Annotated in this window: 11 protein-coding genes; 1 reads left to right on the forward strand and 10 read right to left on the reverse strand. The window is 61.0% G+C overall.

Annotated features, from left to right (window positions below; all coding sequences use genetic code 11):
• Positions 1-26 precede the first annotated feature (26 nt).
• The 5 genes from FNZ07_RS25515 to FNZ07_RS25535 all read right to left on the reverse strand — a co-directional run bounded on the left by FNZ07_RS25515 (position 27) and on the right by FNZ07_RS25535 (position 5,612).
• Positions 27-734: a branched-chain amino acid ABC transporter ATP-binding protein gene (locus tag FNZ07_RS25515; protein ID WP_091014341.1), complete on the reverse strand. Its 708-nt coding sequence runs from the start codon at positions 732-734 to the stop codon at positions 27-29.
• Entirely contained in the window at positions 731-2,593 is a 1,863-nt protein-coding gene (locus FNZ07_RS25520) for an ABC transporter permease subunit (protein WP_091014344.1), read from the reverse strand. The genes FNZ07_RS25515 and FNZ07_RS25520 overlap by 4 nt, the downstream gene beginning before the upstream one ends.
• Positions 2,586-3,419: a branched-chain amino acid ABC transporter permease gene (locus FNZ07_RS25525; protein ID WP_091014347.1), complete on the reverse strand. Its 834-nt coding sequence runs from the start codon at positions 3,417-3,419 to the stop codon at positions 2,586-2,588. Before FNZ07_RS25525 ends, FNZ07_RS25520 begins: the two co-directional genes overlap by 8 nt.
• A 75-nt stretch (positions 3,420-3,494) precedes the next feature.
• Entirely contained in the window at positions 3,495-4,661 is a 1,167-nt protein-coding gene (locus FNZ07_RS25530; RefSeq protein WP_091014350.1) for a substrate-binding protein, read from the reverse strand.
• Between the two features lie 39 nt (positions 4,662-4,700).
• Entirely contained in the window at positions 4,701-5,612 is a 912-nt protein-coding gene (locus FNZ07_RS25535; RefSeq protein ID WP_091014352.1) for a nitrilase family protein, read from the reverse strand.
• Between the two features lie 305 nt (positions 5,613-5,917).
• Between FNZ07_RS25535 and FNZ07_RS25540 the strand changes: the two genes are divergently transcribed.
• Positions 5,918-6,622: an aspartate/glutamate racemase family protein gene (locus FNZ07_RS25540; RefSeq protein ID WP_091014355.1), complete on the forward strand. Its 705-nt coding sequence runs from the start codon at positions 5,918-5,920 to the stop codon at positions 6,620-6,622.
• A gap of 27 nt (positions 6,623-6,649) precedes the next feature.
• Here FNZ07_RS25540 and FNZ07_RS25545 read toward each other — a convergent pair whose 3' ends face one another.
• From FNZ07_RS25545 to FNZ07_RS25565, 5 genes are read right to left on the reverse strand one after another with little or no spacing between them, the layout of a single operon-like run.
• The gene (locus tag FNZ07_RS25545) at positions 6,650-7,474 is read right to left on the reverse strand and encodes an iron-containing redox enzyme family protein (RefSeq protein ID WP_091014359.1); all 825 of its coding nucleotides are present in this window, start codon (positions 7,472-7,474) and stop codon (positions 6,650-6,652) included.
• Positions 7,475-7,500: 26 nt separating this feature from the next.
• Positions 7,501-8,700: a cation:proton antiporter gene (locus FNZ07_RS25550; protein WP_091014362.1), complete on the reverse strand. Its 1,200-nt coding sequence runs from the start codon at positions 8,698-8,700 to the stop codon at positions 7,501-7,503.
• A 51-nt stretch (positions 8,701-8,751) separates the two neighbouring features.
• On the reverse strand, positions 8,752-10,128 hold the full coding sequence (locus FNZ07_RS25555; RefSeq protein WP_091014366.1) for a cytochrome P450: 1,377 nt from the start codon (positions 10,126-10,128) through the stop codon (positions 8,752-8,754).
• Positions 10,113-11,192 carry an alpha-hydroxy acid oxidase gene (locus FNZ07_RS25560; RefSeq protein ID WP_091014369.1) on the reverse strand — a complete coding sequence of 360 codons (1,080 nt, stop codon included), beginning with the start codon at positions 11,190-11,192 and terminating at the stop codon, positions 10,113-10,115. Before FNZ07_RS25560 ends, FNZ07_RS25555 begins: the two co-directional genes overlap by 16 nt.
• Positions 11,193-11,210: 18 nt before the next feature.
• Positions 11,211-12,767 carry an NAD(P)-binding domain-containing protein gene (locus tag FNZ07_RS25565; RefSeq protein ID WP_091014372.1) on the reverse strand — a complete coding sequence of 519 codons (1,557 nt, stop codon included), beginning with the start codon at positions 12,765-12,767 and terminating at the stop codon, positions 11,211-11,213.
• Positions 12,768-13,130 lie beyond the last annotated feature (363 nt).

The raw sequence follows: 13,130 nt of genomic DNA on the forward strand, positions 1-13,130 counted from the left end.
GCCTGTCGTCGTGGTTGTTCCAGATATCAAACGCGCAAGTGCTCGAAGATCGATGCCAGTGCCGCTTCATCTTTCGCGTCGCCGTGCTCGACGATCTCACCTTGTTTGAGAACCGCGTAGCGATCGGCAACCTTCAGCGCAAAGGGAACATTCTGCTCTACCAGCAGCAACATGGTGCCGTGGCGGCCGCGCTCCCATAACAGCGCATCGGCGAGACGATCGATCACGGACGGCTGCAACCCCTCCGTAATCTCGTCGAGCAGAATAATGGCAGGACGCATCATGAGCGCGCGTGCCACCAGCAGCATCTTCTGCTCGCCGCCGGAAAGCGTGCCTGCCAGTTGCTTCAGTCGACTTGCGAATACCGGGAACACCGTCTCGATCCCGGCAAATCGTTCGTCGAACGTCGATGCCCTCTCGAGCCCAAGACGCAGATTGTCGCGGATGGTGAGATCCTGAAACAGCGCATGTTCCTGAGGCGCGTAAGCAATACCTTCTCGCGCGATCTGGTGAGGCGCCATGCGTGTGATATCCCGCCCTCGCATATGGATGGCGCCGGCGTTCTTCGGCAGATAGCCCATGATCGTCCTGAGCACCGTCGTCTTACCCATGCCGTTCTTGCCGAGCAGCGCGACGGCCTCGCCGTCGGCAACAGTCATCGACAGCTTGCGCAGTACGACCGAAGCCTTGTATCCGCTCGTCACGTCCTGCAACTCCAGCGCGATCTGATTCATGTGGCCTCCTGCTGCCGGACGTTTGAGCCCGCCGCAGCGCTTTGCGCGGTCCCCGCATAGATCGTTCCGACCAGCTCCGAATTGACTACCTCGTCGAAGTTGCCTTGCATCACGATACGCCCCTGATGCAGGACGACGATACGTGTGGCAATCCCGGCAACGAAATCGAGGTCATGTTCCACCAGCAGACAGCAAAGCTGATACTGGTGAGCCAATGCGGCAAGCACATTGCCGATTTGCGTGCGCTCCGTTTTGGTCAAACCTGCCGTGGGCTCGTCGAGCAATACGATACGTGGCTCAAGTGCAAGCACCATCGCCAGTTCCAGCGCCTGCTGTTGCCCATGCGACAGATCCTTCGCCACGGCACCCAGTCTCTGATCGAGATGAGTCATACGAAGCACCTCGAGCGCATAGGGCGGCAGCGCCAGCGTAGCGGAGCGCCGCAGGAGCGATGGCCGCTCGATGATGGTGCCCGCGATTCTCAGGCACTGCGCAACGGTCAGCGTCTCGAAGATATTTGCGTTCTGGAATTTGCGCCCCAACCCGAAGTGCACGCATCGGTCTGGCGGCAATTGCCGGATATCGTTGCCACATAACACAACCGTGCCGGCGGAGCGTTCTGCGCCGTCGCTCATGCAGCGCATGAGCGTCGTTTTGCCGGCGCCATTCGGGCCGATGAGGCCAACCAGTTCACCTCCATCGGCATCCAGGTCGATGCCTTGCAGCACTTTCAGGCTACCGAAATGTCTGGCAACGCCACTCATCTGCAGCGCGGGCGCTGACAGCGCCTGCTGATGAACCGCGCGAGCGGCACGCGCTACCAGGTCCGGTTCGGCGCCGTTATGCGCAAGATGGCGCAACGGCTTTAGCAACAGCGGCGCCAGACCTTGCGGCAACAATACGATCACGGCCACAAACGCGGTGCCCAGAATCAGTTGCCACGCGAATGGCATGCTGCCGCTGAGATAGGCGGTCCCGACATTGATCAGAAGCGCGCCGATCACCGGCCCCCACAACGTTCCCCTGCCGCCGAGGGCGACCCATATGATCAGTTGCGTGCCGAGGACAAAGCCGGTCAGCTCAGGCGCGACCACGCCGCTGAACGATCCGTAGCCGAATCCCGCGAGACCGGCGATGACTGCGGTTGCAACCAGCAGGACAATCTTTACGAGCGACGTATTGATCCCGAGGTACGAGCAGCGTGATTCGTTGTCGCGAATTGCAGCCAGCACACGGCCGCCGTCGCTACGCACGAATAGCCACGCAATCGTGGCGACGGCCAGTAGCGCCGCACTGGCGAGCCAGTACCAGGCCTGCAGCGAAAGGTCGAAGGTCTCGTAGCCGGTGAGTCCCGAACTCGAGCCGGTCCACGCGCCGCCGGAGAGCAGCGCCTGGCTGAGAACGATTGGCAATACAAGCGACATCACGGTGGCAAAAAACGGCGACGCGCCGCGATAGAACGACAACCAGCCGAGCAACGCCGCCACGGCAGCGGTCGCGGCGATCGACACCCCAAGCGCCAGCATCACGTAACCCACCGAGAAGCCACCGTGCGTAAAGACGAGCCCGGCGGCATAGGCACCGAGACCAAAAAACGCTGATTGCCCGAACGTAAGATATCCGGTGTATCCCCACAGGATATCTACGGTCACGGCCACGATCGAAAAGAAAAAAGCCTGAATGAGAACGTTGAGCAGGTACGGGCCAAAAACAAGCGGACCCACGGCCAGCAGCACGACTGCCAGACTACCGGCCAGCAGCAGACCGCGTCGGTGCACGGTTCGCCGGTTGCGCGCCTGCCCATCGCCGTGCGCAGTTGGACCACCGGTTCGATCAGGCGATGCGTCGACTCTAGCCATGAGAGAACCCCTTGGGACGAATGCGCAGCGTAAGCGCGGCCAGCACGGCAATGGTCAACCCGCCCAGCACTGGACTCACAAACGTGCTGACCAGCACCTGGCAAGCGCCGAATATGAGGCACGTCGCCAGCAGGCCGGGCATCGAGTGACCTGACACCATGACCAGCATGAACGCGCTCACCAGCCACGGCAGTCCCATGTCGGGGTCGACGCTCGACAGCGGCGTAATGAGCGTGCCGGCAAGAGAGCCGAGCGCTGCACCCAGACTGAAGGTGATGAAACGGATGCGGCCCGAATGAATGCCAAGACCTCGCGCCAGATCCTCATTCATGATCACCGCGCGCGTCTTGATGCCGAAGCGCGTTCCGGTGAGGAGCAAGGTCATGAGGCCGCACAGACCGAGCGCGACCGGAATCAGCAGCAAACGATAGGCTGAGTAATCGGTGCCCGCGATGGTGAAGGCTCCTTTGAGCGGCGCCTCCACGAACTGCACCTCGCGACCGAAGGCCATGACGATCAGTTGTCCAATCACGATACCCAACCCCCAGGTGGCGAGGATCGCGTCGAGCGGACGCTTGTAGAGCGGACGCACGATCACCTGCTCGACAAGCATGCCCGCGACGATACCCACTACGATCGCGAGTGGCAGGCCGAGCCACGGATTCAGCTTGAGCTGCGTCACGACGAAGCTCGCGTATGCACCTATCGTCAACAGTGCCCCATGCGCGAAATTGACGATTTTCATCACGCCGAAAATCACCATCAAACCTGCGGTCACGATGAACAGCACCGCCGCCGTGGTGAGAATGTCGAGTGCCAGAACCATTTTCTTCTCCAGTCCCATCCGCCTGTACGCCACCGGTCGATACGCATCCGGCGGATGTTGTGTGTCCAGTTGCGTCTACTTGATGTTCGGGCACTGGGCACCCGGATCCACGTTCGGGAAGGTCTGCAGGATACTGACCGAACCGTCCGGCTGAATCTGGCCGAGACGCATGGCAAGAGATGTATGCCGGCTTCTGTTCATGCTCACCGGTCCGCGCGGTCCGTCAAACGACACCTCGCCCAGCGCCTTGATCACCTTGTCGGCATCGGTGGAGCCCGCCTTTTCGACCGCCGCCTTGTACAGGAAGAAGGCTTCGTACTGGGGCTCGGACAACTCGTTCGGCGTCTTCAGATCCTTGCCGAATTTTTTGTCCATGGCCGCGAGAAATTTCCTGTTGCCCGGCGTATCGATACCCGTCAGATAGGAACCCGACATGTACATGCCCGCGGCGACGTCACCCATGCTCTTCGCGGTGCCTTCGTCGATCGCCAGGTTGCCATAGGGCAACGTCATGCCGGAGCCTCTCAGCTGTTTGGCGAGCGACACGTTAGGCGCACCGCCGGCTGTCGCACTGATCAGCGCATCGGGATGCGCCGAACGGATCTTGGAAAGAATCGGCGTCCAGTCGGTACCATCGATCGGCAAGTACTCTTCGCCAACTACCTTGCCGCCGTGCGCTTCGATGTATTTTCGGGTGAATCCCAGCATACCGCGGCCGAAAACGTAGTCGTTGCCGACCAGATAGAAGGTCCTGGCGCCTTTGCTTTTCGCGAAGTAATCGACCACCGGCGCGACCTGCTGCTCAGGTACCCAGCCGTTGACGTACATCCACGGACTGCACGAACGGCCCTCATAAAACGACGTGTACACGAACGGCTTCTTGCCGCGCGCCACGATCGGCAGCGCTGCGTTGCGCGCGGCGCTCGTTTCCATGGATATGATCGCGTCGACGTTCTTCTGGAACACAAGCGTGTCATACGCTTTCTGCGCGCCGACTGCACCGGATGCGTCGTCGGTGATGTCGAGCTGCACCTGCCGGCCCATGATCCCACCCGAAGCGTTGATTTCGTCGACAGCGAGTTGCGACGACTGCACGACGGCTGGAGCGACCACACTGTTTGCACCTGAGAGTCCCACTGCTACGCCGATCCTGATCGGATCGGCAGCGAGCGCGCTCGTGCACATGCAGGCAGCGACGAGCGCTACGGTGGCCCCAGGGATGAGGCTGTTGAACGGAGTCATGGATTTTTCCTCACAGTGGTCGAATAAAATTCTTGCGTTTCATACAGGCATGCCTCGCACGCATGAGGCCGGCCAACCCGTGCCCAGCATGGGGTCGTACACGTCCGCACGCCGATCCTGCAACACGTGATTGAAAGCGTTCAGCGTGCGTTCCGAACGGGTTCGCGCAAGATCGATTGCGGCATACAGGATTTCTTCTCGATCGACACTGGCCGGGCCCGCGACAGGCCATCCGTCTCCCCCCACAATCAGGCTCTGGCCAATGAACGGCTGACCACGCTCCACGCCGATGCGGCTTGCGCATGCGATCGCTACGCCGTTGCTGTGCGCGGCCGCCATCGTGAGCGTCGTGGCCATGGCGGGACGATCGTCCGGTTGTGCCGGCATCGGGACCCAGTTGGTCGGCACGCAAACAATGTCCGCACCTTGCATGGCAGCAAGCCGGTATGTTTCGGGAAACCAGCCGTCGTAGCAGATTGCGATGGCGATTCGTCCCAACGGTGTGTCGAAGACTGGAACACCCAGGTCGCCCGGCTCGAAGAAGAGGCGTTCGTTATTCCAGAGATGCAGCTTGCGATAGACGCCGACGTGACCCGCCGGGCCGGTCAGGATTGCAGAGTTGTAGAGTTGATTGCCTGCCCGCTCGGCGATTCCACTGACGATATGGACACCGAGACGTTGCGCCGTCTCAGCAAGCAATTGCGCGGTTTCCCCCTCTGGCAGGGGTTCGGCCAGCGCGAATGCCTCGGCGCGATCGGTGAACACATAGCCACTATTGGCCAGCTCCGGCAACACCACCAGGGACGCACCGTGATTCGCAGCGACTTCGATGTACCGGACGCATTGCGCCACGTTGTCGTGCTTCCTGCCGACCTGAGGTTCCATCTGAACACATGCGACGACCAGGCCTTCGACGCCGCGTTCTGCGGGGTTGTACTGCAACGCCATCATTTCTTCTCCCAAAAGCAAAAAGCCCCCGAACCAGCGTTGGACGCAAGTTCGGGGGCTGCATAGCCTTTCATGTGTAGCACGGCATCGTTGCCGTGGAACCGCCAGAAAAAATGACGATTCAGTCGAGCCGAATTTATGAAGCCAAATTCACGATGTCAAGAAATTCAACGGCATCAGGAGCAAATACCTGCGGGAGCGACTCTCCGGCAAGCGCGTACTGGCGTCCGGCGCAGAATCTGTACCGCCGTGCACGGCGCGGCGGGTCTTATACTCCGCCGATACACGACTGACGAGCGAATCGACAGATGAAAACAATCGGCGTGATCGGTGGAATGAGCTGGGAATCGTCGGCCGAGTATTACCGGCTGCTGAACCGCTACGCGAAAGCGCGACTGGGCGGTCACCACAACGCACGCAGCCTGATGGTGACCGTCGATTTCGCGACGATCGAGGCCGACCAGCGCGCCGATGACTGGGACTCGCTCGGTCGACAGATGGCCGATGCCGCACGGCAACTCGAACAGGGTGGCGCCGACATCGTGATGCTCGCGACGAACACGATGCATCGCGTGTGCGAATCGATCGAACAGACGATCCATGTGCCGTTCCTGCACATCGCCGATCCAACCGGTGCGGCGCTACGTCGCGCGGGCATCGAACGTGTGGGTCTGCTCGGCACGCGCTATACGATGGAACAGACCTTCTACGTGGGCAGACTGCGCGAACGCTATGGTCTCGATACCGTGATCCCCGATGAACAAGGCCGCGCGGACGTGCATCGCATCATCTACGACGAACTGTGCCACGGCACGATCGATGCGCATTCGCGGGCTACGTATCAACGCGTGATCGAATATCTTGCGGCGCGTGGCGCGCAGGCAGTGATACTCGGTTGCACGGAGATAACACTGCTGATCAAGCCTGAAGATTCCGCGCTGCCGGTGTTCGATACAACCGCGCTGCATGCGCAGGCGGCGGTCGACTGGGCGATATCCGAAGACACGTTGTGACGCGCTGCAAATCGCAAATGACCCCGCCTAGACGGTTGTCGCCGCAGCGCGCCGCGAAGCAGCCCGTGTCACCAGATCGTCCAGATAGCGATCCATCGTTTCGAGCGCAACCGCGATGCCCTCCGCGATAGCCAGGCGCCGTTGCGGTTGCAGTTCGACCGACGGCTGAATCACACATTCGCTCCACTCACGCGCGTGATGTTCATCGCAGGTCAGATGGATGCTGACGAACTCGAGTTCGTGTTCGTTCAGACCCAGTCGGCGCAGACCCTCGTTCATCTTCTGCATCCGGTGCAGCGCCATCGTTTCGATCATGAAGAGCGCGCCGACCAGACACCACGGGTCGCAGTAGTAGCCGTAGTGAAGGATCAGCGTGCGGTCGGCGAGGCTCGGGTAGCTGTCGAGCACAAGCCCATCGCCTGCCTTTGCCTTAAGCGCGAGCATCAGGCGCCGCATCAGATCCGCGTGCGGCACCGGCAGCCTTTCATCGTCGATATTGCGCTGTAACGCATCACGCGCCACATCGCAGACCTGAGCCTGCATCACGCGCTCAACCAGCAGTAAAAACGAAGGGAAGTAGCGATTCTCCAGCATGAACGTCGCGAACTCGCGCAAGGTCACTTTCGTCGCCAGCCAGTCGTACCAGGGGTGACGGTGCGAGCGATGCGAGAGGATCGCGTCAGACCATGCTTCGATCGGAAGGCCCGCAAACAATTCGACGAGTTCCGCGGCCCGCTCGCGTTGCGGCTTCCACCAGTGACGCAGCGACTGCATGTCCGCATCCGCGAGCCGACCGTCGGTCATACCCTCGGCACAACGTTGCAGCAGTGCTGGATCGAAATCGGTAGTCATGGTGTAGCGCTCCGTTCTGAGGATTTCTAACCCGCCTCTACAGCGTCGACCACCGACCCGGCCCGCTTCGCCGCCAGCATCGGCATCGTGAGCATCGTGCTGGCGACAGCCATCAGCAGGAGCGCGGTGAACGTCGGATGATCGATGATGCCTTTATCGAGCAGGATATTGACGAAGATGATCATGATCAGCGCCTTCGTCTGCAGCAGCCAGCCAATCCGGTAAGCGTCGCCACGCGGCCATTTCAGGATCTTGCCGGCAAGTTGCACGCCGAGCAGTTTGCCGACCACCGAGGCAAGCAGCAGGACCGCGGCAAGGATCAGCACCGCACCGCCATGCATGTTCCAGCTCGTTCGCAGACCCGTGCTCAGAAAGAACACCGGCATGATGGATAGCAGCACGCCGTCTCGAAAGAGATCCATCTGCTTTCTGTCGAACCAGTCGGAATCGAGGATCGCCCCCGCGAGAAACGCGCCGACCATGAAATGCAGGCCGGACCAGTCGGCAGCGAGGCCACTCGCTGCCAGCCAGACCAGTCCGACGTACCAGCGGTCGCGCTCGGGCAATCGCGCCATCAGCTTGCGTATCGCGTAGGCTGCAACCGCGTAGCCGATGAGGAAAACCAGTTGCCGTCCCGCGCGATTCCAGTCCAGCAGGATCAGCGCGAGCACGCCCCAGATCGCGACGTCGTCGAAACTCGCATAGCGCAGCACGCGCTGGCCGAACGGCGAGCGCAGTATTTCCAGCCGGTCGAGAAACAGCACGAGGATCGGCAACGCTGTCACCGCGCAGGCCATGCCGATGCCGAAGGTGGCCTGCCATGACTTGCCTGCCACACCGCTCCAGACACCGAGCTTCAGCATCGCGGCCGCGGCAATGCAGCCCAGCAGAAACGGCATCCCGAGCGCCAGCGACGCGGTAACGCTGGTGTCGAGGCGGTGCTTCCACACCTGCTTCAGATCAAGCTCGATACCGGCGATCCAGACGAAAATCATCACTGCCCACCACGCGATGCCGTTCAGCGCCGCAATCACATGCGGGCTGAAAACGAGGCTGTAGTAGCCGGGGAAAACGGCGCCCAGCACGCCCGGCCCCAACAGAATGCCTGCGATGATCTGCACGACCACCAGTGGCGCGTACGAGTCGGTCCTGACGATCCGCCAGACCAGATAGGGAATCGCGAAGATCATCAGCATCGCGAGAAGGAACACGTCTGAGTCGTTCATGAGACTGGCACCGTTTAAGGGTGGGACGTCTTTATGCTTCGCTTCGAGTACTCAACGCGTATCGGCGTGCACAGGACAACGCGCCGCCTCGAAATGCCGCTGACACAGACGCAGTCGTCGCGCGTGCCAGACCATCCAGGTGCCCAGCACGAGTTGCAGCAGACTGCGCCACACGTCTTCCCAGCGATCGCGTAGCGCCATGAACGCCAGCACGCCGGAACGCACGCGCGGATGTTCCGCGCCGCCTCTCGCGACGAGCAGGCAAGGACCGCGATGCGGAATTGAACGGGTGTGAGAGGCCGACGAATAGCACGCGAAGCGCTTGAGCAATTCGCGGCCAGCGGCGCGCATCGTTACCATCGCCACGGCCTGGGCCGGACACGGCCGGTTCGCCGTTACACCGAACGGGATGTAAGTCGCGTCCCGCTTCGACAGGCCATTCCATCGCGTCGGATCGAAGCGTTCGGGATCGTCGAATCCGGTGCGCTGATAGTCGCTGTAGTTGAAGCACAGTACCGAGCCTTGCGAAATCGTCGTGTGATCGTCGACGGCGATATCGGCGGTGGCGATTCTGTGAGCGATGCCGAACAGCGGAAACGCGCGCAACGTCTCGGCGATCACCTGATCGAGGTAGTGATTGTCGTGATCGTTATCGACCAGTGCCTGCTGGACTTCCTGGTGCTGGGCGATCGCGAGGATCAGGTGGGTCATCGCCTCGGACATCTGCACGATGGCCGTATTGAAGAAGACGCCTTGCAGGTACAACGCCTGTTCGTCGATGGAGAGTCCGTCGGGAAGCGGATTCGTCAACTTGCCGGCTTTGATTTTCTCGATCAGGAAAGCCGTCAGTCGCTCGCGTTTTTTCATGTGACGCAGACCGCAGCATTTGAGCGCGGTGACGACGTCGTCGGCGTTGTCGACGATCAGCTTGCGCGCTGTCGGCGTACAAGGTTCGCCGAACACCAACTGGTAATAGAAGTCGGCCCACACCGACATCATCAGATTGCGCAAGCGCACCAGCACCATGTTTTTGCCCGACAGGTCGGCATAGGCACGTTCGGCGCAACGCGCCGCGAGTTCTTCGGCATTGACCTTCGGCAGCGCCAGAAACTGCCGCGTTGCTCGCGCGACTTCGTCGTAGCGCGCGCCCGCTTCGAGATGCTCCTGATGAATCTCCGGTCCCGGCGAGAGCCAGTACCAGAACAGATCGGACAAGCCCGCGCCCTTGCTGCGGCCGTTGGCGGCCGGATGCGAATAGACCTGCATGAACTGCGCGGCGCTGACCGTCGGTCCGGGAACGGCGATACCTTCTTCGCCGTTGATGCGTACAAAGATACGCGCCCTCAGCGCGAGCACACGCTGTGGAAGCCACCACGGAATACTGGCGAACACTGCGAAACCCAACACGATGCCTAGTGCCGCTGCCATGCTTCCTCCCGGCGCTCGAAGCGCAGGAAATCCCGGTTGAGTTCTTTTGGCGAATGACAGCCGCATAGCGCGAGCGTGCGCTCTACTTCGGCGCGCAGCATGTGCAGTACGGTGGCAACTCCATCGGCGCCGTCGATGGCTAAGCCCCAGAGTATCGGCCGCCCGATTGCGACCGCCGTCGCCCCTAAAGCGAGTGCCTTGACGACGTCGGCGCCGCGCCGGATACCGCCGTCTACCAGCACCGGGACTGCCCCACCCACGGCGTCGACGATGTCCGGCAGCAGTTCGATCGTTGCGGGGATCGTGTCGAGCTGACGACCGCCGTGGTTAGAGACGATCAAACCATCGACGCCGCATGCGAGCGCCATTTGCGCATCGGCGGGATGAGCCACGCCCTTGAGCAGAATCTTCAACTGTGTGATCGAGCGCAGCCACTCGACATCCTTCCACGACAGCGCAGTAGAAAACGCAATGTTGCGCACTGGAGCGCCAGGTGCGCTATCCGCATCGCGCAGGTTCTCGCAATACATGCCTGCGGGCAGATCGGTGAAACCGTTGCGGATGTCGCGTTCGCGTCTGCCGAACACCGGTGAATCGACGGTGACTGCGAGCGCGGTGCAACCGGCTGCTTCGACGCGTCGCACCAGCGACTCCGTAAACTTCCGGTCGGGCTGCAAGTAGAGCTGAAACCACAGCTTGCCGTTGCCCGCAGCTGCGACGCTCTCGATGGCCTCGGTCGACGCCATCGATGCGATCAGAATCGTGTCCGCGGTATGCGCGGCCCGTGCCGTCGCGCATTCGCCGTCGGGATGCGCCAACCGGTGGAACGCCGTAGGCGCAATCAGCACCGGCATCGAGATGCGCTGACCGAACAACGCGGTGGACAGGTCCGGGTCGCCCGCGCCACACAGCACGCGTGGGACGAGACCGATCCGCGCATACGCGCTCTCGTTTGCATGGACGGTCAGCTCGTCGCCGGCGCCACCGGAAAAGTAATCGGCAACCGCAGGCTCGAGGCGTCGATTCGCCTCGGCCTCGAGCTCGCGCAATGTCAGCGACTCCATCGCCAGGTATCCTCGCGCTCAGGCGGCCATCTCGGCAGCCGGACCCAGCTCGCGTGCGAAGAACGCCTCGAGCGGATCGCGATGCATCGGCGCAATCCAGTCGTTTTCGAGGTTCTCGGTCACGTGGTGAGTGGCGACCAGTTCGCCGCGACGATAACGACGCACGACCGGATGCAGGTATTGACCTTCGTGCGAGCGCTCAACGGTGTTTTGCGTAATCCGCCCGACCGTGATGTCGAAAGGATCCACCTTGTCGTGGTCGGGACCGTATTCAAGCGTGATCGCGAAATAGCAGTCGGCAGCGGCGAGATCGCTCTGATGCAGATAGTCGACGGATAGCTCTTCGTAATACCGTGTGCCACCACCCGGTTGCACGGTGATCACATCGCCGATCACACCGAATTGCTGCCACAGCGCCGACGTGCGATTCACCCGCGCGATCACCGCTTCCATCAGTTGACGGGGATCTTGCGACAGTTCGCGGTGCGGCCATTCGACGTCGTGATATTTGCGCTCGAGCATATGATGCAGCGCCCGCACGGCATAGCGGAACCCGTGGATGAAGCCGCCCGTCGACTTTTTGAAGTCGCGCACCTGCATCAAGGTGCCGGCGAAATAAAGGTCGGGAATATTGGTCGACTCCCATTCGGCGGTCTGTGCCGGGAAGCGGTCCTTGATGACCAGCTCGGGCCGGCAACTGTCGTCGAAAATGGAAGAGCCGAAACGAAAGCCAGTGCAAGCAATCACGCGGTCGTAAGGCAGATCCTTCTTCACCTCGCCGGCGCGCGAGAAACTGAAGATCACCCGATACCCACCGTCGTCACGCCTGTCGATGCGCACGACGTTGCCGTCGAGTATGGCGTTCTGCGATTTCAGCTGATACGTGTCGAGCAGATTGTTGTTCACCGCCCGCAGATGTCCCACGTAGTGCGTGCGCCACGCGAAACGCACCGGGCTTGGACCGGCCACATGAATCACCGCAGCGGTTTCCATCAGGTTGTCGGCTGTTTCGAAAGCGGAGTTGCCCTTGCCGATGATCAATACGCGCTGATCGACGAAATCGGCGGGATCGACTGAGACGTCGGCGTACTGCTCGACAGTCTCGATACCTGGAATATTGGTGACGTTGGCTTCAGATACACCCGTCGCCACGATCAGGCGTTTCGCGCGGTACTCGTGGCCCTGCTCGTCGGTAACAACAAAATCGCCCTCGCGACTGATGCGAGTGACGCGCGTGTTGTACTGGATACGCAGCGAAAAGGTCGTCGCAAAGTCGGCAAGATACCGCACCATGTCTTTCGATGGTGGGAAATAGCGTGGCGAGTAACGGGTGAAGAGCAGATCGGGATTGTCGGACAGCAGGGAATTCCAGTCCATCCGGAGATTCAGTTCGGGATCGGTGGTCCCGGTGTGCACCTTGTTGATCGAGATCAACTGCCCGTGCCGCGGATATTGCGTGAAGAAAGTTCCGGGTTGCGCGCCGGCTTCCAGAATCTGGTAGTCCCTGCCCGCCCGCTCGAGAAAATAGCCAAGCTGAAGTCCGGCCGGTCCCGCTCCGATGATCAGATAGTCCATGCATGCCCGCCCAATCGTTGACGTTCATCGATGGCGCCTCTGCCTCTGGTAGCTCGCCTGTGCTGCGAGCTGCCGGCAAAGTGCCGCTAACTGCACACCCCGAGAAGGTTGTTTTAGTAGCAGCAACGGGTACTTATCGAATCTTTGGTTGACTGGCGTAGCTATGATGCTTGTTGCATGTGAGGCTTGATCGCGAGTCGCCTGGTCCGCCTAGATTGACGGACCAACATTGAACTCACGTTTGTGGCTGTGTCTCGATACGAACAGTAGACAAAAACGGCCGAGACGAAAAGATAAAAAAGTCAGTGTAAGAGAATTGTTCGAGACGTGCTTGCGCGCCGGCGACATCAGTCGGTGATGCGT

Source organism: Paraburkholderia megapolitana, from assembly GCF_007556815.1.
Classification (GTDB): Bacteria; Pseudomonadota; Gammaproteobacteria; order Burkholderiales; family Burkholderiaceae; genus Paraburkholderia; species Paraburkholderia megapolitana.